Origin of the sequence: Cetobacterium somerae ATCC BAA-474, assembly GCF_000479045.1 — a bacterium.
In the GTDB taxonomy this organism is placed as follows: domain Bacteria; phylum Fusobacteriota; class Fusobacteriia; order Fusobacteriales; family Fusobacteriaceae; genus Cetobacterium_A; species Cetobacterium_A somerae.
The window spans coordinates 48,757-72,770 of record NZ_KI518173.1 but is presented as its reverse complement, the minus strand read 5'-3'; the positions used below and the strand labels follow the sequence as shown (position 1 = coordinate 72,770).

Sequence of the window (24,014 nt, the reverse complement as noted above, 5' to 3'; positions counted from 1 at the left end):
AATCTCAAATAAATATTATTATTTTAGAAAACCTATAAGTAAATTTTTATAAAATAAAAAGGATGATTATAATATTTCTTTATAAGTCATCCTTTTTATTAAAAATAATTCGAATAAATATTCACTTTAAATATTAATAGTCTTTAAATGAGCTTATTTCCTCCTAACTCTTTATAAATGTGATTTTCTAGTTAAAATAATAAAGGAACAACTATAGCTATCATTGTCTACAGGACTTTAAATACAATATTGCTATTCACACTTATATCTAAAAATAATTCATTTGTTATTAAAATTAATCTAGCCACTCTTTTTTGTTATTAATACTTAAATTAACTTCCATATATTTCCCTCTCATTTTTGTAGTATTGTTACTTTTAACCTCAACTTTGGAGTTTTGTCAAATTTTTTATTAAATTAGTTATAATAAAAATTTTTTTAATTCTATCTTTTTTTACCTCTCACAATAAAATGAATTCCCTGATATTTTTTTCGCTCTATACATTCCCGTATCAGCTTTTTTAAATCCTTCTAATATACCTGTTTCAAATGTTTTAAAGAAATACCCCACACTCATAGAGATGGAATACTTCTTTAGAGTATAGCTTCTTTCTAACGTATCTTTTAATTCATTAAGTTGACTATCAAAATTTTCACTAGAAACAAATATATAATACTCATCCCCTGAAATTCTAAAGGTATTTTTCTCCCCAAAGATATTTTTTAATAACAACCCACACTCTTTTATTATTTCATCACCTACACTGTGACCAAAAGTATCATTGGCATTTTTAAAATTATCTAAATCAACTACTATACAAACTCCAGATTTTGACTCAAACTCTTCACAGGCATTATTAAAATTATACCTATTTCCTAAAGTTGATAGAATATCAAAAAATGCTATTTTTTCAAGATCTTTTGCTTTTTTTCTTTTTTCAACAAAAAATACTCCTAATACAAAAACTAAAAATATTAAAAATAAAAGAACTCCTCGATAAAGTAGACCCCTCAAATATTCAGCTTCTTTGACCTTTAAAGCAGAAAATCTTTTATCACTTTCTATACTTTTCTCTTTTAATAAATCTTTATCAACTAAATATATATAAGCTTTATCGAATATATTCTTAAAAATTATATCCTCTTTATTAAATGCTAAATTTATGGGAAAAGAATAAAAAATTTCAGAATTATATCCTGATATTCCACTTAAATATGGATTTACATGAAGAATAGATTTTACATCTTCTCTCTTCAAAGCATCTATTAATTCTACCTTATTTTTATATCTAATTATATTTTCTTTGGGATAGTACTCTTTGGATATATAGTCTTCTATCGATTCTTCTATAACACCTATTTTTGAATCTATATTTTCTTTGCAATCTGATTTATATATCTTATAAGTATGTATATCTGTTAATTTATTACTAAATATATATTTATTTTCTCTTCCAGGAAACTTAGCAACCCCTAGGCTTTTTATTTCTCCATTCTCAAACCTTGATACTATCTTATCCCACCCTTCATATGGCTCATTTATAATATTAAGTTTTAAATCTAAATCCTTTGCAATCTCATTCCAAACTAAAGGTAATACTCCACCATAAGATTTACTTTCTGGAATATAATGACTTACAGTTGAGTTTTCTTCATAAGCTATATTTATTTCTTTTAAATTTTCTAGATATTTTTTTTCTGCTGTTGTTAAACTATAAAAAAATTTCTCTTTTCTAAGAGTTTGTTCAACTTTCTCTTTATGATTATTAAATATACAAAAGTACTTCTTTTCTAATGCTTTATTTATTTTATTCAGTAAATCTGGATTTTCTCCATTATAACCAAAAACTGTAAAAGGTACTTTCCCAATCATAAAAGTATAATTTAAATCATGAGTAAATGATGAACTATCTATGATTATTTGATTACTATATTTTTTTAAATCATCTACTACTTCAACGTTGGCAATAACATTGTTATCCCTCAATTTCTTTTGTATAGATTTTTTTATACCAGTATTTCTAAGTATATATAGGGTTTTACCAGATAATGCTTCCATATTTCTAATATTTTCTTTATTAGAAGCTATGTGTAAAATTTGAGAATACACATTATCACTATAGTTAATTTTAATTCCTGGAAAATCATTTTTTCTAATGGGAAATATAAGATTTATATCTCCAGTTAAAAACTTTTTTGTTATATCATTTCTACTTCCTTTTACTACATTAAACTCTACACTCTCTTCTGCTAACATTTCTAAAATTAAATCATTGAAACTTTTTTTATTTACTTTTTTTTCCATAAACTCATCCGTGATTAATCCTATATTTAAATTATCACCTAATGCAGTAACTGATGTAAAAAATAAAAAAATAAATATTGCTGCTAATTTGTACAACTATTTCACTCCCTTAAATACATATGAAACCATTTTAGTATACTTTCTTACAATAACAATATCATATTTATTAATATTTTAATATTAGAAATTTTAATAAAAATTTTAAACAAATTTATCCATAATAATCTACTTAAAAATAAAAACACTCATTTTTTTAATGAGTGCTCTCTTTTAATTTTATTTCAATTCACTAAAATAGTTCCAGCCTTAGCCGTAAATACAGTTCCCTCTTCCAAAACAATCTTTCCATTTATAACAACATACTCTATCCCTACAGGACACTGAAAAGAATTTTGAAAAGTGGAGCTATCTTTAATTTTATCCAAATCAAAAATGGTAATATCTGCAAAGTTTCCATTTTTAATCTCTCCACGCCCCTCTAATCTAAAGAGTTTAGCTGGTCTCTCGGTAATTCTATTTATAATTTTTTCTATTGAAACCTCATCTTTATTCATCCATATATATTTTGGAAACGTTCCAAAATTTCTCGGATGAGGATTTCCCAATTCAAATTTATCCTCCATTGGTAAAGAGTTTCCATCACTAGCAATAACTCCCAAATCACTTTTGAAAAACTCCTTTACATCCTCTAAATCCATAGAGAAATAGATGGCTTGAGCCTTTCCTTTAGATTTTTCAAGTATATATAAAATAGTTTCTTCCTCACTTAAATTCAGATATTTTGAAATCTCAGAGATTGTTTTTCCATTGAAATAGGTATCTTTTAAATAACTATTAGATACTACAATGTTTTTACTTCCCCCTCTCTTTTCAATATTTTCCCTTATTAAAGACATCACTTTGTCAGAGAAATTAGGAATCTCTTTTATAAAAGTTTCTATATCTCCATCAAAAACATTTTGAGGTATAAGAACAAAAAGGTTGGTACAAGTAGCTTCATAGGGATATTGATCAAAAGATATTAATACTCCCGATTTCCAAGCTTTCTCTAACATCTCTATAATTTTTCTAGACTTTCCCCAATTTTTCCTATTCATAACTTTTAAATGGGAAACATTGACCTTTGCTTTAGTTTCTCTGCCATAATAGATAACCTCTTCTATGGATTTTTCAATCTCATTAACTTCATCTCTCATATGAAAGGATGCGACTTTATCATACTTTTTTACAACTTTTAAAAGCTCTAAAATCTCCCTTTGGCTCATAAAATTTCCTGGTTGATATATCAATCCAAAAGATATTCCAAGGGCGCCCTCATCAAACTGTTTTTCCAAAAGCATCTTCATCTTTTCAATTTCACTTTCATTGGCCTCACTTGACTTAAACCCCATTATAGCTATTCGAATACATCCAGCTCCAACAAGAAATCCTTGATTAGTTACAAGTTTTCCCTTTTCTAAAAATTTTTTTAAATCTAAAAAAGATTTAGTTTTATTTAAATCTATTGGATAATAGTTTATATCTGAATGAGTTTGAATATACTTTTTAAGATTTCCCCTGTTCTCATCTGACCACGGAGAGATTCCTATTCCACAATTTCCATTAATTTCTGATGTCACTCCTTGATAAATTTTACTTGTACAACTTTCAGCTATAAATCCAGAGATATCTGAGTGACTATGAATATCTATAAATCCAGGAGTTACATAAAGATTCCTAGCATCAATAATTTTTTTTCCAACTAGTTTATCTTTAGAGACAGCCTCAATTTTATCTCCCATTATTCCTATATTTAAAATCTCTTTTTCTTTGAGATTCCCAAATACAACAGTTCCACTCTCTATAACTAAATCATATTTTTTTTCATCAACAGTTTTTAAAGTTTTCATATATACATTCACCCAATCTATTATTTAAGAGAACGGCTTCTTTATTTTCTCCCTCTGCTAAAATAATCAAATCTACAAAGCTATTTTTGAAAAATATTCTTCCTGCATCATGCTCTATATTTGTTAAATCACCAGTTTTATGAGCCACCTCTACCTTTCTAAAAAAATATAGAGGAATTTTAGAGTTACACAGTTGATTTTTTAAAATAAAAAGTGCTGTCTCATCACAATATAGATTTTCTAAAACCTTTAAGGTATCTCTAGCACTTGTAAAATTATCTAATCCCCTCTCTCTAGCTTCAGAGTCATACATTTTTCTTTGAAGTTGAGTCTCATAGTAATTTTTTTTCTCAATAAAACTTTGAATGTAATCTATTCCTAAAATATCTATCAACATGTTCGTAGCTGTATTATCACTTAAAGTTATCATAAGTGTCGCTAAATCTTTTATTGTCACACTTAAATTATCATCTAAAACTTTTAAAACTCCAAAGCCTGGAACTTTATCCATTGAATCCACACTTTTTTTATCACTATAAGATAATTCACCTTGAGATATTTTTTCTAAGAGTGCCTCTAAAATAAAAAGCTTTATCAAACTAGCTGATTGAAAAATTTTACTTTCATTTTTAGAAAATATCTCTTCTCCATCAACCTTAACTATAATGCCTACTTTTCCTGAAAATTCATTAATTATATTTTGTAAATTAGATTTTAGTTGATTAAATCTTTCCATGATTTCCTCCTTAAATTGAGTTATATACATTTAATATTTGCATCATTACTCCATTAACAATTGCTTCTTCATCAATATCAAAGTTTCCATTATGAGCCTGAGTTTTTATATTTTTTTCAGTATTTCTAACTCCTAAAGTAAAAAATGCTCCCTCAGTGTTTTCAATGAAATACGCAAAGTCTTCCACTCCCATATTGGCTAACTTTTTTTCATAGATACTATTCTCTCCAAAAAGTTCAGTAGCACTTTTTTTAATAATATCTACAGATTTATCATGGTTTATTAAAGCTGTGTAACCAGGCTCTATATCAATCTCACCCTTTCCACCAAAAGCTAAAGGTAGAGTTGTTACAATCTCTTCAATTCTTTTTTTCATTCTAGCTCTAACATCTGGATCTAAAGTTCTCAAAGTTCCTCTAAGCTCAATCTCATTTGATATAATATTCCCAGCAGTTCCACCATTTATTGTTCCAATTGTTATTACACCAGATTCTCTAGCATCTAAATTTCTACTCACAATACTCTGAAGAGCAATAATCACATGAGATGCTATTAAAAGTGCATCCACACCTCTACTTGGATAAGCACCATGACAACTTTCTCCCTTTATCTTTATTTTTAAGGTATCTGAAGAAGCATTCATAGCTCCGTACTTTATTCCAATTTTTCCAACATCTATAGTTTCATCTACATGTAATCCATAAACAGCATTAACTCCATCAAGAGCTCCATCTTCAATCATAGGTTTTGCTCCTCCAACAGTTTCCTCAGCAGGTTGGAAAAATAATCTTATATTTACAGGTGGCTTCTCCTTTGTTTCATAAAAATATTTTGCCACTCCTAAAACTACAGTTGTATGTACATCGTGCCCACAAGCATGGCAAATTCCACTATTTTTTGAAGCATAATCAACACTTTTTATATCCTGTATAGGAAGTGCATCTATATCTCCTCTTAATGCTATCGTTATATTTTTATTTTCTCCCTCAATCTCAGCTATAACTCCTGTGTCAAATGAAGTTCTATGAGGAATACTCATCTCATCTAAATATTCACAAATTTTATCGTGAGTTCTAAACTCTTGAGTTCCTAATTCTGGGTGCTCATGAAAATCTCTTCTCACCTTTACTAACCAATTTTTTATATTTTCGCTGTGTTTTTTTAAAAGCTCTATATTCATAAATTGCATCTCCTTAAAATATATTTTCCAATAGTATATCATTTTTTGTTAAATCATCATAACTTTCTCTTTTAGAAACAAGATAACTTTTTCCATCTTTTACAAATACCACTGCTGGTTTTAAAGCTTTATTGTAATTACTACTCATAGAGTGTCCATACGCCCCTGTACAGCTAACAAGAATCAAATCATTTTCCCTACATTTTCCTAACCTTACATTTTTAGCTATGATATCTCCCGATTCACAACATTTACCAGCAATAGTTACAATCTCTTTCTCTGTTTCATTAAGTTTATTTGCAACGATACTCTCATATTTAGCTTGATAAAGAGCTGGTCTTATATTATCTGTCATCCCTCCATCAATAAAAATATATTTTTCTCCACCATATGTTTCTTTTTCACCACCAACTGTATAAAGAGTACTTCCAGCTTGAGCCACGATAGATCGCCCAGGTTCTATAGTCACATTTTTTATATCCATCCCTTCTTTTACTAAACTATTTTCTAAACATCTGATAATCTTTTTCATTATTTTTTTTAGATTAACATCAGTATCCTCTTGGGTATATCTAACCCCAAAACCTCCTCCAATATTTATATCTGGAATGCAAATATTAAGTTTTTCTGAAATTTTCTTTGTGAACTCAACCATAGTTTCAACACCTTCGCAAAAAGCTAACTCATCAAAAATCTGAGATCCAATGTGACTATGAAATCCTAAAAAATTTAACTCAGGTCTATCTACAATATCCTTAACTATTTTAACAACATCTTTATCAAAAATAGACTCCCCAAACTTAGATGAGTGCTTTGATGTTTTTATATATTCATGAGTATGAGCATCTATTCCAATATTTAGTCTTAACATAACATTCATTTTTTTATTAAATTTTCTACATACAAGTGCAACTTTTTCAGCTTCAAATCTATTATCTAAAATAATACTCCCAATCCCGTTTTTTACACACATCTCAATCTCTTCTAAAGATTTATTATTACCGTGCATATGAACTCTTTTTGTAGGAAAATTCGAAGTTAAAATAGTATATAGCTCTCCACCTGAAACAGCATCAATATCAAGTCCATTCTTTTCAATAATTTGAGTCATTCCTTTAGATAAATAAGCTTTTGAAGCATAAACTATAGTTGTTTTAAATTTTTCACTGACAAAAGATTCCTTTAAATCTTTTATATTTTTCTCCATAAACTCTAAATCGTAAATATAAAGAGGAGTACCATACTTTTCCTGCAACTCTTTTACAGAAACTCCACCTATTTCTAAAACTCCATCTACATTAGTCATTGTTCCTAAATATTTCACTGTATCCTCCTTGATTAATAAAACTATTAAAATACAAAAAAAGGTCTAAAACTCTATATTAATTAGAATTTTAGACCTTATTTACGTTTTTTTTGATAAATAAGTGTATTAATTCGCTGATTGATTATATTTTTTTATAGCGTCTTTATAGGCTACGATTATAGATTTTTGAGAGGATCCTAAATAATTTTTTAATATGATAGAACTTATCTCTTCAAAATCTTTTATAAAGTCTTTTCCAACAAAGATTTTTTTAATAAAATCATTCGTTATCTTTAAAATTGCAGAAGCTTCAACATCTAAAATTTTTCCATTTTCATCAATGATAAACCCTACAAAAAAGCTGTTATAATTTTTAGTTATTGCATTGTCTATAGACGTTTTTGCAGTCCCAACAATATACTTTTCTTTCATCAACTATCTCCCCTAGTATCAAATAATTCCTATGAATAGTATATACTCCAAGAACGATTAAAAGTCAAATAAAAAAATTAAAACAAAAATTTGACAGAAGTGAAAACTTGAGGTATAACATCTATTAATTAAATAAATGAAGAAATAAAAAAATACACTTATTTATGATTCTAAAAGTAAATGAGGTCTAAAATTATCTTTAAAATAGTTTTCAAAACTATGTAAGAATAATTTTAGACTTTTTTTTATACATTTTTTATATAGTATAAGGAGGAAAATATGAAAGTAGGAGTTTTTGATTCTGGTGTTGGCGGGTTAACAGTTTTAAAAGAGTTATTAAAAGAGCTAAGTTCTGCTGAATTTATTTATTATGGTGATAGTTTTAACTCTCCATATGGAACTAAAACAATTGAGGATATTCAAAAGCTTTGTTATAAAATCAGTGAATTTTTAATAAACAAAGATGTCGACCTCATAGTTATAGCTTGCAACACAGCCACTGTGGCTTCTCTAGATTATTTAAAAGAAAAATTTCCTACTCTCCCAATTATAGGCGTTATAAATCCAGGAGCTACTATGGCACTTAGGGAAAGTAAAAATAAAAAAATCGGGGTACTTTCAACTCCATTGACAGCTAAAACAAATGCTTATAAAAATGCTATACAAAATTTAAATGAAAATTATGAGGTATACCAACAAGGATGCGAACTACTTTGCCCTATGATAGAGAAAGGTTGGAAGGACAACGAGGAGTCTCACAATATTTTAAAAAATTATATTGAAAACTTACCTAAGGATATTGATACTCTAATTTTAGGTTGCACTCACTACCCGTACTTAGAAGAAAAAATTAGAGATATAGCTAAGTGTACTATAGTTAATCCAGCTAAGGAAACTGCTAGATTAGTTGGGGAACAATTAAAAAAATTAAAAAGTATTGCAAATTTAAAAAATTATAATAAAATAAGTTACTATGTAACTGGAGATTTAGAAAATTTTATAACTGTTGGGGAACAGCTATTGGATCAAAAAATGGTTGATGTACACAAAATTTAAAAAGGGGAGTGCTATATGAGTAGTGAATCAAATTTAAATTTAAAAAATAGTGGCGGAGTGGGTACAAAAGGAAAGGAACTTAAAATAGAGAAATTTAAAATTCCTCATACCTATGTAATTATTGCTGGAATGATTATTTTATCATTTATAGGAACCTATATAATTCCTGCTGGTGTTTATGAAAGAGTTAAAGATGTCAATTCTGGTAGAATGATTATAGCTCCAGAAACTTTTACATATGTTGCCAATACACCTGTTAAGTTTTTCTCTTTTACTGAGCACAATCTATTTACTGTATTAATTAGAGGTCTTCAGGCAACCTCTGGAATTGTTTTTTTCACATTTTTGGTTTGTGGATTTTTTAATATGATTCAAAAAACAGGTGCCATTGATTCTGGAATAGCAAAAGTGGCTTACCTATTCAGAAATAAAGGTATGCTTTTAATCCCAGTTGTTATGTTTGTATTTTCAATTGGAGGAGTAGCAATTGGTATGAACACAGAAGCTATAGCTTTTGTTCCACTTGGAGTTCTTTTAGCAAGAGCTCTTGGATTTGATGCTATGGTTGGAATGGCTATGGTAGCTTTGGGAGCTGGAGTTGGTTTCATTGGTGGATTTATAAATCCATTTACAGTTGGAGTTGCTCACTCAATAGCTGGACTTCCAATTTACTCTGGAATGGGATTTAGAGTAGCAGTTTATATAGTTTTATACGTTGCTACAGTTTTATATATTATGAGATATGCTAGAAAAGTAAAGGAAAATCCTTTTAGCAGTGTGGTATTTGATTTAGAGGTTAAACAAAAAGCTATGTCTAATACATCAACAAATAATCAAGAAATTCCAGATTTAACTCTTAGACAAAAAGGTGTTCTTTTAGTTATGTTAGTTGGATTTATAACTTTAACATATGGAGTTTTAAAACACGGATGGGGAACAGAACAATTAATTAGTATATTTATGTTCATGGGAATTGCTTCTAGTTTTGTTGCAGGAATCTCTCCAACTAATTCTGCAAATAACTTTTTAGACGGAGCTAGAGGAGTTGTATTTGGAGCTCTTGCTGTGGGATTAGCTCGTGGAATCCTAGTTGTGTTAGAGGATGGACAAATTATAGATACAATTTTATTCTATCTCTCTAGCAAAATTTCATCCTTGCCAGGAGTTATCTCAGCTTTACTTATGTATTGCGTTCAGATTATAACAAATCTATTTATTCCATCAGGAAGTGGACAAGCTGCAACAACTATGCCCATCATGGCTCCTTTAGGGGATATGATAGGAGTTTCTAGACAAACCGTTGTTTTAGCTTTTCAATATGGAGATGGATTTACAAACTATATCAATCCAACTGCAGGAGGACTTATGAGTTACCTTGCAATTTCACAAATCTCATATGAAAAATGGGTGAAGTGGGTGGCTCCTCTTATGGGAATCTGGCTAAGTATCGGAGCTGCTGCAATCGTTATTGCATATTTTATAGGGTATTAATAAATCATCGCTGTTTTATCTAAATTAAACAAAAAGTGGCTATTAATTTGAAATGCCACTTTTTGTTTTAAAAATTCCTTTATAAAATACTACGAAAAAATGAAATCAACTGCGATATTCATAAAATATTAATTTTCTTCAATAGAAAATAAGAAGCTCGGATAGCTGTATAATTTTAAAAAATCTTCATTAAAAGGTAATTCAACAATTAACCTTTCAGATGTTTTACCAATGCTCTTTCTCTTAATTTTTATTCCCACTAAATCTTTTGTATTTTCACAATGAGTTCCACCACAAGGAACAATAAAATTATCACATTTCCAATATAGAGCTTCATTTTCCTCTGGATGAGAAAATATATTTATTGGAATATTTTTGTCGATATATTCATTACAACGAGATTCTATATGAGCTATTTGCTCTGGAGTAAATTTAAAATCTATTAAAAAATCAAGTCTTCCATATTTATCAGTTATTTTAGCACCAACTATTTTTTTATCAATACCTGAAAACATCTCTTCTAAAACCATTAAAGCCAGATGCAAACCAGAGTGATGAAGAGTTGTTTGAGCTCTTTTTACACTATCTAACTTTATAAGAAATTTTTCATTTTTTTCAAATTCATAATCATTGTCTATATGATGTACAATTTGGTTTTCTACTTTTATGCTAGGAAAATCATTTAAGAAAATATTTCGTCCCTTAATTTTTGTTGTGTTGTAAAATGGAATCTCAGATCCATCTTTACATCTAATTAAAACTCCAATATCTCCTATCTGCCCTCCGCCCTCTGGATAAGCAACAGATTTATCAAATATTAATCCATTTTCTGTACTTGCAATTAAAACTGCTTCACATGATGTTTGAAATTGATTTTTATAATATATTTTTTCTGTTTTCATAGTCGCTCCCTTAAACTTTATTGTTAATAAGATTTACAAATATTAAAAAAAATAGTATAACAGTGATATCAGTGAAATATATTTTTAATTCTACAAAACTATAACAGTTATGTCAATGTTATATAAAAAAACTGTAGTACTACAGATGGAGGTTTCATGAAAATTAACTCAGAAGAGAAGAAAATACCTATTTATTTAAAAATTTATGAAGATTTGAAAAATAAAATTGAAAAAAATGAATATCCAGAAAACTCTAAACTACCATCAATTAGACAACTTGCTTTAAAGTATAAACTAAATAATATTACAATTATGAAAGCTTTTACTCTTTTAGAAAAAGAGGGATATATTATAAAAAAACGTGGCATTGGAATATTTGTAAAATCTAAAGAATCTTTATTTTACAATACACCATCTAATAATCTTATTGAAACTTTTAAAGTTGGTCAATTAAAACAAAATAATCTTATTAATTTTGCAAGTGGAACTCCTTCAGAAGATGTTTATCCATTTCAAATTTTTAAAAAATTATATAGTGATGTTTTAGAAGAATATGGCCCTAAAATTATGCTATATCATCCTACTCAAGGTTTAGAGGAACTTCGAGAAGTGCTTAAGAAAAATATTGAAGACAAAGGTATTTTTGTATCTAAAGATGAGATACAAATAACTAGCGGTTCACAGCAAGGATTGGATTTGATATTAAAAACGCTTTCGTCTAAAAGAAAAAATAAAATAATTGTAGGAAATCCAACTTATCATGGTGCTTTAAATACTTTTAAAACAAATTGTAAAATTTACCCTGTAGAAATGGAAGAGGATGGTTTTAATCTTACTCAATTGGAAAAAATCTTATCTGAAGAAAAAATAACTTTCATATATGCGACAATGGATTTTAGTTGCCCCACAGGTGTTTCTTGGAGTGAAGAAAAGAAACAAAAGTTAATTTTATTAGCTAAAAAATATAACACATTGATTGTAGAAGATGATTTTGCATCAGAACTTTCATTTTACAATACTCCAAGAACCTCTATAAAATCTTTAGATTCTGATAATAAGACTGTTATTTACATTAAATCATTTTCTAAAATAATTATGCCAGGTTTAAGATTAGCATATATGATAGCACCAACTGAGCTTATTTCTAAAATAGTGACTGTTAAGTTTACCACAGATATATCAACATCAGCTCTTGATCAAAAAGTTTTAGCTAATTTTTTGAAAGGCAATTTTCTGAAATTACATATAGAAAATCTAATCAAAATTTATAGAGAAAGATATCTCGTTTTAACTGAGAAACTAAAAGAGATACCTTTTTTAGATGTTGTTTATAATATTGATGGTGGTTTTTATGTTTGGATAAAACTAAATGATACAATAGATTCGAGCCAATTTTACTTAAAATGTAAAGAGAATAATATTCTACTTCTTTCTGGAAATGTTTTCTTTTTAGATAATCAGAAAAATCAATATTTCAGAGTGAGATTTGCAACTACAGATATTCCAGAAATTATAGATGGTATTGATCGTTTAAAAGTTATTCAAAGGTAACTCAGTATTGAGTAGAGGGATTATGTGATAATTGCCCTCTACTTTTTTAATTCAGTTAGTTTAATAGTTCTATAAACTTTAGTTTATTAGAAAAAGGAGCGGTATCATTTGAAATGACACTGCTCCTAAAATTAGATTAATGATTATTTAATTTTATATTTTCAGGATCTTCAAGTTTATCAACCATCTCTAAAAACAGATCCTGTGATGGTTCATGTTTTTTCTCCTTTGCAGGGAATGAAGATTCAAATTTCAAAAATTCATTCTCATCCAATTGAAAACAGCTTACAGCTTCATGAAAATCTCCAGAAATCTCTTTTAAAGAGCCGGGATAAAGCTCCATAGCTAAAAGGGCTTTGGCAAAAACTCCATCAGCTCTTGCTATTCCAAAACTAGCTGCACTTTTAAAACCAACTCTATTGTAATATCCAGGATATCCGTATATAATTATCCCTTTATATCCCATATCAGCTGCTATTCTTTTAGTAAATTCAATCAAAGCTCTCCCTATACCCTGTTTCTGAAATTTAGGAGATACGCTTAAAGGTCCAAAAGTTAAGACTTCATGAGATTTACCCTCTTTATCTATAACTTCAGCTTTAGTATAAAAAATATGTCCAACTATCTCTCCATCTTTAGTAGCAACAAAGTTTAACTGAGGAATTGTCACTTCTGAATTTCTTAAATAGTGAACTATGGAATGCTCATTAGCTCCTGGAACATATAGATTCCAAAAAGCCTCTCTAGTCATCTCCTCAACTTTTCTATAATCATTTTTTTCTTCTAATCTTATTTCTAATTTCAATTTTATCCTCCGTCTAATTTTAATTCTGACTCTATAATTTTATCAAAACCTATATATAGAAAGGGAATCAATAGCCCTTCCTATTATAGGAAGAACACACTCTCATTATTAAACAAAAAATCACTCCTAATATTAAATTTTATTTATTTTGATATTATACAGTTATTTTATTATCGAGTCAATATAATAACATTCTAAAGAAACTATTCCTGTGAGAAAGTATTTTGATTTAATTTTTTAAAAAATTAAAACTTTTTTACAAAACCTGTTGTCTAAATATTATTAATAAGTGTTAAAAAATAATAAATAATTTAATCCCCCCAAAAGAGCCTCTATCCCCCCAGAGGCTCTTTCCCTTTTTTGTATTTTAAATTTTTTCAAACTTTTTTTTAAGAAATAAACGTCTAATAATTATAATAATAGTTAGAAGATAGAAAAATATTTAAAGCAGTAAAAATAGCCATCACACAGTTTCAAAGATGTTTTAATTTTTAAAAGGAGGAGTTTTTAAAAAGTTTTAACAAATTATGAAGTTGTTTTGTCTAACTATTATATTGAGGAAATAGATTTAAATGTTAGTAGATTAATTTATTTTTAAGAAGTTTTTTAATTTTTAAATGAAATGATTGAAAGTTTTAAAGTTATTCAAAGGTGATTTAGTAGTGAAGTAGAGGGATTTGTGATGGTTGCCCTCTACTTTTTTTATTAAAAAATATAAAAATTAATGGATTAAGCTAAAATAACTTAATCCTTTTTAATACTATTATCTTTATCTATTCTATTTCTCAAATTTTAAAAAATAACAGAATTTTAGCAAATATTTTTTTTATTTAATACCATTTCTATTTTTTTAATTGTTTTTTCTTCTAATTCCCATGTCGTACTTCTTACATTCTCTTCTATTTGCTGAGGTGTTTGAGCCCCACAAATAACTGGACCAACTTCTTTTTGAGCTATTAACCAATTTATAGCAACTTGTGATAATGGTTTTCCTATTTCTTGAGCTATTTCTTTTAATTCTTCAACACAGTTAAAGTAATTTAAAAATCTTTCTCCATTTAACTTTGGATTTTTTGATCTATCGTCTGATGAATCAAAATTATTTTCTAATTTAAACTCTCCAGTTAGTAACCCTTGCATTAAAGGGCTATATGGTAAAAATGCCATACCTTCCTCTTTACATAGCGGTAATAATTCGTTTGCTGTTCTATATTCTAGCTGTTTATGATGATAAATTTCTGAATTTGGTTCTAACATATTATATAAACCTTGAAGCGTTGAAATTTCAGCTAACTCCATACATTTTTTTGTATCTTTTAAGGAAAAATTAGATAGACCAATATATCTTATTAACCCTTTTTCTTTCATCTCCATTAAAGTAGCCATTCCCTCTTCTAATTTCATTCCTTCAAATGGCCAATGTATTTGATATAAATCAATATAAGAAGTTTGAAGTCTTTCTAATGAGGCATTCAACTCTTTATATAAACTTTCTCTTGATATACTTTTAGTAACAACTTTATTTTCATCCCATATAAGACCACATTTTGTTGCAATAAAAAGAGAACTTCTATCATAATCTTTTAAGGCCTCTCCTAAGATTTTTTCTGAATGTCCCATTCCATAAATAGGAGCGACATCAAAAAAATTTATACCTAACTCTACAGCTTTCTTTATTGTTTCTATAGATTTTTGATCCTCTGTATTATTCCATGTACCACCTATCGCCCAACACCCAAATCCAACTGAAGATAGTTTTTCATTATTTAATGCTTTAAACTGTTTATATATCATAATTTTCTCCTTATTTTCTTAATTCTGGCCAAAAATCTTTATTAGCTTCGATTAAACTATCTAAAATATCTTTTGCTTTTAATGCTGATGAAACTGTTTTATTTAAAGTTAATGCTTTAAGTGCTTTATCATATGAATTTTCCATATAAGCATCTACTAAACATTTTTCAGAAGCTAATTGCTGCTCTATCATCCCTTTATTGAATGTAGGTATTTCTAAATTTTTATACGTACTTACCGGTCCATCTTTAGTTATTAAACATGGTATTTCTATCATAGCATCATTCGGAAGATTTTTAATAGCTCCATTATTTTCTACAATCACTAAATATTTTTTATTTAAATCATTCACCAAAGAGTTTGCAACATCTACAATAAATAATCCATGAGCTCCAACATGGAAAGCTTCTCTATCATAATTACCTGTTTTTTCATACTCATCTATAGCTTTGAATAGTGTTGCTTCTCTTCCATCCATTACTTCATTTGCTCTTGTATAATCTTTATTTAATTGATTTAAAACTAAATCTCCTAATAGATAATATTGCATATATGTATTTGGTACATAGTCATCAAATAGATTTAAAATGTACTTCATATTTTTATAAGTTTTTTGCCATGATGCATCCTTATGCTGTAAATCATAATTAGTTTCAGGAAATAGTCCATGCTCTTTTATAAAGCTTTTCATCTCATCTATTCTCTCAACACCATTTACTTTTAAACTTGTAAACCATCCAAAATGATTAAGTCCAAAATATTCAGGTTCAATCTCTTCATAATCACATTTAAATATATCTGTCATTTTTTGCATCATACCAACTGGCATGTCACATATATTAAGAACTTTTGAGTTAGGTCTTAATCTTCTCATTGCCTCTGCTACTATTGAAGCTGGATTTGAATAGTTTATCATCCAGCAATCTTTTTTAGAATATTTTTCCATGTAATCAACTAATTCTACCATAGGTTTAATAGCTCTTAATGCGTATGCCATTCCTCCTGGACCACAAGTTTCTTGTCCAATTGTTCCTAATGATAAAGGAATTTTTTCGTCTAATTCTCTCATTGCATATTTACCAGTTCTGATTTGTGCAAATATAAAATCTGCATCTTGAAAAGCTGATTCTGGATTTGTATGCTCTGTAAATAATAACCCTGGATCCATTTCATCAACTACACTTTTTGTTATAACAGAAATCTTTCTCTGTCTTTCTCCATCTATATCAAATACTCTTAATTCATCTAATTTAAATTCATTTTTTTTACTTAATAAAGCTTTTACAACTCCAGGCGTAAATGTGCTTCCCCCACCTGCTATAACTACAATATATTTTTTCATAATAATCCTCCCTCATCTTTACTCTTCATCTTTTATATTTAACTCTTTACAAACCTCTTTTTTTATCTTTTGAACAGATAATCCATATATAATCTGAACGCCCTCAGAACTTTTAACAATACCACTACATCCTGTTGTGTTTAATAAATTCTCATCTATTTTTTCTAAATCTTTAACTTGAACTCTAAGTCTTGAGTAACAATTTGTAATAGTTTTTATATTTTCAGAACTACCTAATCCCAAAATTATATTTTTTATTTTATCGCTTTTTTCACTCTCTTTATTTTTTTCTTTATAATCCTCTTTGCTATAAAGCTTTACTTCTCCACTCTCTCTTCCTGGAGTTTTTAAATTTAATTTTTCTATTAAAAACTTAAATATAACATAATATAAAGCAATCTGAGCAAACCCTAATAAAATAAATTTAAGTGTATCTCCTTTAACCCCTGCTGGAAGCATCATTGCTAAAAATTCAATTCCTCCAGATACAGCTATTACTCTTAAATCTAATAATGCAGCTACTGCCATTCCTATTCCAGCTAATATTGCATGAACAACAAATAAAATTGGAGCAGTGAATAAAAATGAAAATTCTAATGGTTCTGTCACTCCTGCAAAAACTGCTGCTCCTACTGCTGGAATTAAAATCCCTTTTGTTTTTTCTTTTAAATCACTATTTGCACATCTATACATAGCTAAAGCTGCTCCTACTAATCCAAACATTTTGCTCATAGCTTTTGTTAAATAAACTGCTCCAGGCCCTAATCTATTAATAGTTGAAGATGACAGTTCTGCCATAGCAATATTTCTTACACCTTCTAAATATTGGCCATCAACTACACCAGTTCCGCTTATAGCTGATAATTCTACAGGTACCCATAACAAATGATGTAATCCTGTCGGAATCAATATTCTTTCTAAAAACCCATAAATACCTACACCAAATACTCCTGTAGAAACAATTGTATTCGTCATTTTAGCTATAAAAATCTGTATCACTGGCCAAGTATAAGTAAAAAATATTGATAATGAAATTACAATTGGTATCCCTATCAATAAAGCTAAATTTGAACTACCATAAAGTCTCATTGCACCTTCAAATTCTTTATCTACAAATTTATTATGTAGATAAGATGTAACCAATCCTAAAATAATTCCTAAAAATACCCCCATATCTAAAACTTGAACACCTAAGACTAAACTCTGTCCAGTACCTCTTAAATCACCGGTTATAAGAAATCCTTTAATTTTCATAAAAGAATTCATAGAATAAAGAAAAATAAAAAATAAAATTATTCCACTTAATCCTGCATCTCCCTTTTTTCTTTTTGCCATTCCCGAAGCAATTCCAACAGCAAATATTGGAGATAGATTTATAAATATGCTTAGTAATGAATCTTTTGTCAAAACACCAAAATTATTTAACCATTGAATTTTTGAAAAAGGAATAGATGGATTTGTTAATAAAACTCCAAATGCTAATAACATTCCAACTATAGGTAGTGTAAATACTGGAACTAATATTCCTTTAGAAAATTCAGTTCCCAGTCGAGTTATAGTTTTTTTTAGTTTTTCAAAATTTAAACCGCAATCTTTTTTTAAAACTTTGTCCATAAGACCCCCAAAAACAATTTTTTAAAATTGGTATATACCAATTATAAGGTAATGATATTTCATTTTTTCATTTTTGTCAATAATTTTTTTATTGATTTTTTTTTTAATAAAAATTATAATTATTTCAATAGACAAAAAATATAGGAGATATTAATGAAGTTACCTAGATATATTGAAATTGCAAAAGAACTTGAAGAGAAAATTTTAAATAATACCTATAAAAAAAATGAACGTCTTCCTGCTGAGAGAATATTAGCCGAAGAATACAATGTTACTAGAGTTACAATTAGAAATGCTATTGAACATTTAGTCTTAAAGGGATTTTTAGAAAAAAAAGTTGGAAGTGGAAACTATGTTAAGAAAAATACTTTAAATTTAAATATTAGTGAACAATTAAGTTTTAGTGAAAAATCACATTTTTTAAAGCAAACACCACGAACAGATGTTATTGAATTTAAAGAGATTTCTGGAGATGCAAAATTAATGGAGATATTTAATTGTGATTCTAATGAAGTTTTTTTCTTTATAAAAAGAGTTAGATATTTGGATAATACTCCTGTAAACCTTGAAAATACTTATCTTCCTAAAAGTCTTTTTCCAAATTTAACTAAAGATATTATGAAGGGATCTAAGTATGATTTTGTAGAGAAAACCCTTTCTATAAAGGAGAGCTACAATAAAATAACTCCAATTCTACCAAACGAAGAGTTAAGTCAACTATTTAATTTAACTTCTTGTGAACCAATATTCTACAAAACATCTATTGGAATTTCTAAAAAAGATATACCATTTGAATATAGTGAACTATATTTTAATCCAAATATATATGAGTTTACTTTTACTTCAAAAAGATAAAAATAAAAGAAGAAAATTGATAATTAGATTATCAATTTTCTTCCCAATTATAGTTTTCACAATAAACTTTTGTCTCATCATATCTATCTATAAATTTATTTTCTTCATTGGAATATCCAAAAGCCACGACTCCAAAAGGAATTATATGTTCTGGTAGATTAAAATATCTCTTCATTTTCTCTACTCTTTCCACTTCAGGATAAAAACCAAGCCAAACTCCCCCTAGCCCCTCTTCTACAATTTGAAGCAACATATTTTGAATAGCTGCACTTAAATCTTGTTGTAACCACATATTATCTTTTTCTACTAATTTTATATTTCCTAAAACAACTATCGAAACTTTAGATTTACTTACAGGAATTGCATAAGGACTCATTTTTGAAATATCATTTTTCTTTTCTTCACTTTCAACAACAATAAATTCCCAAGGTTTAAAATTATGTGCTGATGGTGCTTGCATCCCAGCTCTTAAAACCCTTTCTATTTTTTCACATTCAACATCTTTATCTAAAAAACTTCTAATACTTCTTCTATAAAAAATTGAATTCATATGTTCTCCTTTATCCAACTATTTTTTTAAATTAAAAATACATCTCTTCCCTGGTGTAAAATAACATTTATTACACGACACACATTTTGGTTTTTTCAAGTCTCCTGACATCCAAATATTCACTAAATTAGGTTCGCAAGTCAATGGTCTAGACATTGAAAAATACTCAATTTTACTACTATTTAAAATCTCCTCCATCACATCTATATGTCTATTTCCACCTATTAAAATTACTGGAATATCAATCATTTCAGCTAATTTTTTAGCATAGTCTTTAAAATATGATTCGTTAGTTTTAGAAACTACAACTTTTGTTCTAGCAGCACCTAAATTATTTTCTGATACCTCTTTTATAGATTCATTTCCACCTGTAACCTCTATTGCATCAATTCCTAACTCTGCAAGTTTTTTAGCAACGTACATGCTGTCCTCTTCTGTAAGTCCACCCTCTTTAACATAATCAGCAGAGTTTAATTTAATCCAAATTGGAAAATCTTTTCCTACAGACTCTCTCATAGCTGTAAAAATTTCAAATATAATTCTTCCTCTATTTTCAATACAACCACCATATTCATCAGTTCTTTCGTTATAATATGGTGATAAAAATTGACTAAGAAGATATCCATGACCGCCATGTATTTCTACACCATCAAATCCTGATTTTTTAACTCTTAATGCTGCATTAGCATATGCTTTAACTAAATACTTTATCTCTTCTTTTGTAATCTCTTTAGCCCAAGTTCCAGTATTTTCATTTTGTATAGTTGAAGGCCCCCAAATAGTTCTTTCTCCAACATTAAACGTTGTCATGAACCCTCCGTAAACTATTTGCATTATTATATTAGCTCCATATTCATGAATTTTATTTGTAAATTTTTGATATTCAGGAATAAAACTATCATCATATATCCCCATCATTCCAGGATTCGGTTGCTCATCTTTAGTAACAAAAGCATATCCTGTAATAAGAGTTGAAGCTCCACCTTGAGCTAATTCTTCATAAATAGCTGAAAGTTCTGGAGTAAGGTGCCCTTTTTCATCTGCTAAATCTTCCCATAACGCTCCTCTTATTATTCTATTTTTCATTTCTAAATTACCTAATTTTGTTTTATCAAAAATACTTTTCACATTTATCTCCTTTAAACTTTTATATTATAACGAGATTATATTTCATTATAATTTCTTTAACAAGTACGCACTTTTTTGTAAGACTACTTACTTTTTTGTAAGAATTTAAACAGAATAAGGTTTTCTTTATAAAAAGTATTTTAATAATATTAAAAAAATTTGTTATTTGACATTAATGATTTAAATGTTAAAATATAAATACTAAAAATTTTTTGAAATTAAAGGGAGATAAAATGTTAAATTATAAAGATAAAAACTACTTTTGCCAACTAGATTTGGGATTAGAATTTATTCGTGGAAAATGGAAAGCATTAATTATCTGTCATTTGAAAGAGGAGCCTGTTAGATTTTTAGAACTTCAGAGAAGAATTCATGGAATTACTCAAAAAATATTAAACGAACAACTTAAAGCGTTAGAAGAGGAAAAAATTGTAGAGAGAATAGTTTACCCAGAAGTTCCACCTAGAGTTGAATATAAACTTACCGAAAAGGGATTAGCTCTTTTACCAGCCTTAGAAATGATTGAAAAGTGGGCTGAAAAATATTTAGAATCTTGCTCTATTGAATAAAAATAATTATAACACTATACTAGTTGGAACTGGAAAAACTCCTTCAACTATTAACTTCTATAAAAATTGTGGTTTTACAGAATCTCATCGAATTAAAAACTTTTTTACCGATAACTATGACCACTTAATCTTTGAGGATGGAAAGCAGCTTATTGATATGATTTACTTCTCAAAAAAGTTAAATAAATAAACTTTGCTTGGTTCTCTCGTGAGAACCAAGTTTTTTATATCTAAAAATTATTATTGCAAAGAGATATATAACGATCTAACATGTCATTTGTTTCTTTCACAACTAAAGAGACAAAATCAAAATTTTCTCCTGTCGTATGTGCTTTATCTAGAGCTGAATAATACTCTAATCTGTTTGCATTTTTTATAACTATTGGAGGATAGCCATTTTTCATTAATTCCAGATTTAAAAGTAATCTAGATGTTCTTCCATTTACATCAACAAATGGATGTATCCCTACAAATATAATATGAACCATTGCAGCCCTTTCTACTGGATGCAACTCTTGTGCTTTTGTAGAATACCACTCTATAAATTCATTCATTTTTTCTTTTAATAAAAATGGTGCTGGTGGGAGATGTTGAGCTCCTGAAATCATCACTTGCTGATCTCTATAATTCCCTGCATACTTATCATTAATACCTTTTAAAACTAAATGGTGAATATTTTTTATTTGCCACTCACTAAATGGCTCTTTATTTCTTATAATATCTTCTAAATACAAGATTGCCTCTTTATGATTTACAACCTCTAAATGTTCTCTTAAACTTTTTCCACCAACTGTTATCCCCTCTAAAACCACTTTTGTTTCAAGTAGAGTCAATATATTTCCCTCTATAGCGTTAGAATTATATGTCCATTCTAATAAAACACTTTCTCTTAAACTTTTTACTGTCTCTTCTGACAATGGTCTTAATTCATCTAATTTTAATTTTTTTTGATTAATCGCATCAAAAATATTTTTTTCAATCATTTTTTATCACCTATTTCAATTTATTTATATTTTAATAGCTACTTTTCTATTTTAATCTTAATCTCGCCATTTTTTGCTACTAAATTCATTATACCATTTTGAGGGATACATATACTAGGAATTGTATGTCCGCAATCAAAATTATAAATTATAGGATAGTCTCTTTTACCAACAATCTCATCTATAAGCTCCTCATATTTCAAACCTGAATTTTTATTGTTGTATATTTCTGGTTTACTAAAAATTAAACCTTTTAAATTATCAAAAATTTTATAAAGTTTTAAAGCATTTAGACTTCTCTCTTCTAAAGTTATAGTAGCATCTTCATCCTCTAAAACCAGAATACAATTTTTTAAATCGGGAATAAAATCACTGCCAAAAAGTGTAACAAACGTTTCTATATTTGCAACGATAACTCTTCCTCTTCCTTCCCCTTCATTTAAAATCTTCCAACCATCATTTTTTTCATATAACCTCTCATTTTTCCATTCTTCAGTTAAAGCATTTAAAAGTTGATTGGACCATTTTTCAGGAGGTATCAAATCATAACTTTTTTCAATTAAAGCCTGAAAAAAACTACTTTCCCCAAATATATTTTTAGAATGATATTCACCAAAAGTTGGGATTAGTGATGCTCCATATATAATAGAAAAATTTGTTTTCTCTAAAAATGCCATTTGAAGAGCTGTTATATCACTATATCCACAAAGAATTTTTTTAGTATTTTTTATTTTGTCAAAATCTAAGTATGGAAGTAAACTAGCACTATTATAACCTCCAATAACAGGCATTAAAATATCAATATCTTCATCTAAAATTAAATTCATTAATTCATTAGCTCTCTCTTTTCCAGAGGCAGTTCGATATCCTTGAAAGTTTTTATTTTGAATTAAATTTCCCTCTTTTACATTAAATCCCAGTTCTAATAACCTAGATTTAGCATATTTATATTTTGATGCAAATAAAATATGAGCAGGACTTGATGGAGCAAAAATTCCTATTGTCATTTTTTTCATTAATCTCCCCCTTTACATTTATGCAGAATAATAAACCATCTTGAAGAAAATATCTTTTCCAGTTAAAGTATCTTTTATATAAATATTTTCAATTTTAAATCCATTTTTTTGATAACACTTAATAGCTCTTCTATTAAATGAACGAACCTCTAATACAATTTTTGTTATATCTGGATATTTAATTTTACTTTGATTTTTAATCGCATTCATCAATTCATTTCCTAAACCTTTACCACACAAAGATGGATTTAAAGCTAAACTCACCAAAATAAATTCTCCCGTATTATGAAGCCTAAAATTACCAATTAAAATATTTAAAGTATTGTACAAACCAAAATATTCGATTACTCTTACATTATCAATTGTAATAGCCCAGTTTTGTTTACACATCGTCTCCCAAGAAGGATAGTTATAAACTGAATATTCTCCTAAATATTTCCAAAGACTAATCTCTTTAGCTTCAATTTCTGAAATGTTTTTTATAATCATACTCCTCCTATTTCTCTCATA

22 protein-coding genes are annotated in these 24,014 nt (G+C 28.0%); 6 read left to right on the top strand and 16 right to left on the bottom strand.

Annotated features, from left to right (window positions below; all coding sequences use genetic code 11):
- Positions 1 to 454: 454 nt before the first annotated feature.
- From HMPREF0202_RS08940 to HMPREF0202_RS08915, 6 genes are all read right to left on the bottom strand, one after another.
- Entirely contained in the window at positions 455 to 2,401 is a 1,947-nt protein-coding gene (locus HMPREF0202_RS08940) for a diguanylate cyclase (protein ID WP_023052492.1), read from the bottom strand.
- A gap of 185 nt (positions 2,402 to 2,586) precedes the next feature.
- Complete coding sequence (locus HMPREF0202_RS08935; RefSeq protein ID WP_023052491.1) at positions 2,587 to 4,194, bottom strand: N-acyl-D-amino-acid deacylase family protein; 1,608 nt, start codon at positions 4,192 to 4,194, stop codon at positions 2,587 to 2,589.
- Positions 4,172 to 4,930, bottom strand: a complete 759-nt coding sequence (locus tag HMPREF0202_RS08930; protein ID WP_040407029.1) for a serine hydrolase — start codon at positions 4,928 to 4,930, stop codon at positions 4,172 to 4,174. The genes HMPREF0202_RS08935 and HMPREF0202_RS08930 overlap by 23 nt, the downstream gene beginning before the upstream one ends.
- Before the next feature lie 10 nt (positions 4,931 to 4,940).
- Positions 4,941 to 6,110, bottom strand: coding sequence for a M20 metallopeptidase family protein (locus HMPREF0202_RS08925; protein WP_040407027.1), 1,170 nt, complete (start codon positions 6,108 to 6,110; stop codon positions 4,941 to 4,943).
- 13 nt (positions 6,111 to 6,123) lie between these two features.
- Complete coding sequence (gene lysA, locus HMPREF0202_RS08920; RefSeq protein WP_023052488.1) at positions 6,124 to 7,434, bottom strand: diaminopimelate decarboxylase; 1,311 nt, start codon at positions 7,432 to 7,434, stop codon at positions 6,124 to 6,126.
- A gap of 108 nt (positions 7,435 to 7,542) precedes the next feature.
- Complete coding sequence (locus tag HMPREF0202_RS08915) at positions 7,543 to 7,848, bottom strand: DUF3870 domain-containing protein (protein ID WP_023052487.1); 306 nt, start codon at positions 7,846 to 7,848, stop codon at positions 7,543 to 7,545.
- A gap of 279 nt (positions 7,849 to 8,127) precedes the next feature.
- Between HMPREF0202_RS08915 and murI the strand changes: the two genes are divergently transcribed.
- Positions 8,128 to 8,904 (top strand): glutamate racemase, encoded by a 777-nt coding sequence (murI, locus tag HMPREF0202_RS08910; protein ID WP_023052486.1) that lies wholly within the window; start codon positions 8,128 to 8,130, stop codon positions 8,902 to 8,904.
- Positions 8,905 to 8,919: 15 nt separating this feature from the next.
- The gene (locus tag HMPREF0202_RS08905) at positions 8,920 to 10,395 is read left to right on the top strand and encodes a YfcC family protein (RefSeq protein WP_023052485.1); all 1,476 of its coding nucleotides are present in this window, start codon (positions 8,920 to 8,922) and stop codon (positions 10,393 to 10,395) included.
- A 128-nt stretch (positions 10,396 to 10,523) separates the two neighbouring features.
- On the opposite strand, the gene HMPREF0202_RS08900 is transcribed toward HMPREF0202_RS08905, so the two are convergent.
- A complete protein-coding gene (locus tag HMPREF0202_RS08900) occupies positions 10,524 to 11,297 on the bottom strand; it encodes an alanyl-tRNA editing protein (RefSeq protein ID WP_023052484.1) in 774 nt (257 codons plus the stop codon).
- 156 nt (positions 11,298 to 11,453) lie between these two features.
- Here HMPREF0202_RS08900 and pdxR point away from each other — a divergent pair, with 156 nt between their 5' ends.
- Positions 11,454 to 12,848: a MocR-like pyridoxine biosynthesis transcription factor PdxR gene (pdxR, locus tag HMPREF0202_RS08895; RefSeq protein WP_023052483.1), complete on the top strand. Its 1,395-nt coding sequence runs from the start codon at positions 11,454 to 11,456 to the stop codon at positions 12,846 to 12,848.
- Positions 12,849 to 12,984: 136 nt separating this feature from the next.
- On the opposite strand, the gene HMPREF0202_RS08890 is transcribed toward pdxR, so the two are convergent.
- From HMPREF0202_RS08890 to HMPREF0202_RS08875, 4 genes are all read right to left on the bottom strand, one after another.
- Positions 12,985 to 13,653 carry a GNAT family N-acetyltransferase gene (locus HMPREF0202_RS08890; RefSeq protein WP_023052482.1) on the bottom strand — a complete coding sequence of 223 codons (669 nt, stop codon included), beginning with the start codon at positions 13,651 to 13,653 and terminating at the stop codon, positions 12,985 to 12,987.
- An 810-nt stretch (positions 13,654 to 14,463) separates the two neighbouring features.
- Positions 14,464 to 15,447, bottom strand: a complete 984-nt coding sequence (locus tag HMPREF0202_RS08885; protein ID WP_023052481.1) for an aldo/keto reductase — start codon at positions 15,445 to 15,447, stop codon at positions 14,464 to 14,466.
- A gap of 10 nt (positions 15,448 to 15,457) precedes the next feature.
- Positions 15,458 to 16,789 (bottom strand): family 4 glycosyl hydrolase, encoded by a 1,332-nt coding sequence (locus HMPREF0202_RS08880; protein WP_023052480.1) that lies wholly within the window; start codon positions 16,787 to 16,789, stop codon positions 15,458 to 15,460.
- 18 nt (positions 16,790 to 16,807) lie between these two features.
- Complete coding sequence (locus tag HMPREF0202_RS08875) at positions 16,808 to 18,403, bottom strand: PTS transporter subunit EIIC (protein WP_023052479.1); 1,596 nt, start codon at positions 18,401 to 18,403, stop codon at positions 16,808 to 16,810.
- Between the two features lie 153 nt (positions 18,404 to 18,556).
- On the opposite strand from HMPREF0202_RS08875, the gene HMPREF0202_RS08870 reads away from it, so the two are divergent.
- Positions 18,557 to 19,258 (top strand): GntR family transcriptional regulator, encoded by a 702-nt coding sequence (locus tag HMPREF0202_RS08870; protein ID WP_023052478.1) that lies wholly within the window; start codon positions 18,557 to 18,559, stop codon positions 19,256 to 19,258.
- Positions 19,259 to 19,289: 31 nt separating this feature from the next.
- On the opposite strand, the gene HMPREF0202_RS08865 is transcribed toward HMPREF0202_RS08870, so the two are convergent.
- Together HMPREF0202_RS08865 and HMPREF0202_RS08860 are read right to left on the bottom strand one after the other, a co-directional pair.
- The gene (locus HMPREF0202_RS08865) at positions 19,290 to 19,808 is read right to left on the bottom strand and encodes a nitroreductase family protein (protein WP_040407024.1); all 519 of its coding nucleotides are present in this window, start codon (positions 19,806 to 19,808) and stop codon (positions 19,290 to 19,292) included.
- 18 nt (positions 19,809 to 19,826) lie between these two features.
- A complete protein-coding gene (locus tag HMPREF0202_RS08860; protein ID WP_023052476.1) occupies positions 19,827 to 20,936 on the bottom strand; it encodes an NADH:flavin oxidoreductase in 1,110 nt (369 codons plus the stop codon).
- Between the two features lie 233 nt (positions 20,937 to 21,169).
- Here HMPREF0202_RS08860 and HMPREF0202_RS08855 point away from each other — a divergent pair, with 233 nt between their 5' ends.
- Both HMPREF0202_RS08855 and HMPREF0202_RS15415 read left to right on the top strand, forming a co-directional pair.
- Complete coding sequence (locus HMPREF0202_RS08855) at positions 21,170 to 21,505, top strand: winged helix-turn-helix transcriptional regulator (RefSeq protein ID WP_040407022.1); 336 nt, start codon at positions 21,170 to 21,172, stop codon at positions 21,503 to 21,505.
- Positions 21,498 to 21,695: a hypothetical protein gene (locus tag HMPREF0202_RS15415; protein WP_211231171.1), complete on the top strand. Its 198-nt coding sequence runs from the start codon at positions 21,498 to 21,500 to the stop codon at positions 21,693 to 21,695. Before HMPREF0202_RS08855 ends, HMPREF0202_RS15415 begins: the two co-directional genes overlap by 8 nt.
- A 40-nt stretch (positions 21,696 to 21,735) precedes the next feature.
- Here HMPREF0202_RS15415 and HMPREF0202_RS08845 read toward each other — a convergent pair whose 3' ends face one another.
- The 3 genes from HMPREF0202_RS08845 to HMPREF0202_RS08835 are packed head-to-tail and all read right to left on the bottom strand — an operon-like array spanning position 21,736 to position 23,993.
- Positions 21,736 to 22,488, bottom strand: coding sequence for a Fic family protein (locus HMPREF0202_RS08845; protein ID WP_023052474.1), 753 nt, complete (start codon positions 22,486 to 22,488; stop codon positions 21,736 to 21,738).
- Positions 22,489 to 22,526: 38 nt separating this feature from the next.
- Positions 22,527 to 23,504 carry a S66 family peptidase gene (locus HMPREF0202_RS08840; RefSeq protein ID WP_023052473.1) on the bottom strand — a complete coding sequence of 326 codons (978 nt, stop codon included), beginning with the start codon at positions 23,502 to 23,504 and terminating at the stop codon, positions 22,527 to 22,529.
- A gap of 18 nt (positions 23,505 to 23,522) precedes the next feature.
- Complete coding sequence (locus HMPREF0202_RS08835) at positions 23,523 to 23,993, bottom strand: GNAT family N-acetyltransferase (protein WP_023052472.1); 471 nt, start codon at positions 23,991 to 23,993, stop codon at positions 23,523 to 23,525.
- Positions 23,994 to 24,014: the final 21 nt, after the last annotated feature.

What these genes read in the sequence shown, in the direction of transcription:
- HMPREF0202_RS08845 (WP_023052474.1), bottom strand. Translation starts at nt 22,488, where the DNA reads ATGATTGAAAAAAATATTTTTGATGCGATTAATCAAAAAAAATTAAAA.
- pdxR (WP_023052483.1), top strand. Translation starts at nt 11,454, where the DNA reads ATGAAAATTAACTCAGAAGAGAAGAAAATACCTATTTATTTAAAAATT.
- murI (WP_023052486.1), top strand. Translation starts at nt 8,128, where the DNA reads ATGAAAGTAGGAGTTTTTGATTCTGGTGTTGGCGGGTTAACAGTTTTA.
- HMPREF0202_RS08875 (WP_023052479.1), bottom strand. Translation starts at nt 18,403, where the DNA reads ATGGACAAAGTTTTAAAAAAAGATTGCGGTTTAAATTTTGAAAAACTA.
- HMPREF0202_RS08885 (WP_023052481.1), bottom strand. Translation starts at nt 15,447, where the DNA reads ATGATATATAAACAGTTTAAAGCATTAAATAATGAAAAACTATCTTCA.
- HMPREF0202_RS08840 (WP_023052473.1), bottom strand. Translation starts at nt 23,504, where the DNA reads ATGAAAAAAATGACAATAGGAATTTTTGCTCCATCAAGTCCTGCTCAT.
- HMPREF0202_RS08870 (WP_023052478.1), top strand. Translation starts at nt 18,557, where the DNA reads ATGAAGTTACCTAGATATATTGAAATTGCAAAAGAACTTGAAGAGAAA.
- HMPREF0202_RS08865 (WP_040407024.1), bottom strand. Translation starts at nt 19,808, where the DNA reads ATGAATTCAATTTTTTATAGAAGAAGTATTAGAAGTTTTTTAGATAAA.
- HMPREF0202_RS08915 (WP_023052487.1), bottom strand. Translation starts at nt 7,848, where the DNA reads ATGAAAGAAAAGTATATTGTTGGGACTGCAAAAACGTCTATAGACAAT.
- HMPREF0202_RS08905 (WP_023052485.1), top strand. Translation starts at nt 8,920, where the DNA reads ATGAGTAGTGAATCAAATTTAAATTTAAAAAATAGTGGCGGAGTGGGT.
- HMPREF0202_RS08855 (WP_040407022.1), top strand. Translation starts at nt 21,170, where the DNA reads ATGTTAAATTATAAAGATAAAAACTACTTTTGCCAACTAGATTTGGGA.
- HMPREF0202_RS08900 (WP_023052484.1), bottom strand. Translation starts at nt 11,297, where the DNA reads ATGAAAACAGAAAAAATATATTATAAAAATCAATTTCAAACATCATGT.
- HMPREF0202_RS08930 (WP_040407029.1), bottom strand. Translation starts at nt 4,930, where the DNA reads ATGGAAAGATTTAATCAACTAAAATCTAATTTACAAAATATAATTAAT.
- HMPREF0202_RS08835 (WP_023052472.1), bottom strand. Translation starts at nt 23,993, where the DNA reads ATGATTATAAAAAACATTTCAGAAATTGAAGCTAAAGAGATTAGTCTT.
- HMPREF0202_RS08935 (WP_023052491.1), bottom strand. Translation starts at nt 4,194, where the DNA reads ATGAAAACTTTAAAAACTGTTGATGAAAAAAAATATGATTTAGTTATA.
- HMPREF0202_RS08880 (WP_023052480.1), bottom strand. Translation starts at nt 16,789, where the DNA reads ATGAAAAAATATATTGTAGTTATAGCAGGTGGGGGAAGCACATTTACG.
- HMPREF0202_RS08925 (WP_040407027.1), bottom strand. Translation starts at nt 6,110, where the DNA reads ATGAATATAGAGCTTTTAAAAAAACACAGCGAAAATATAAAAAATTGG.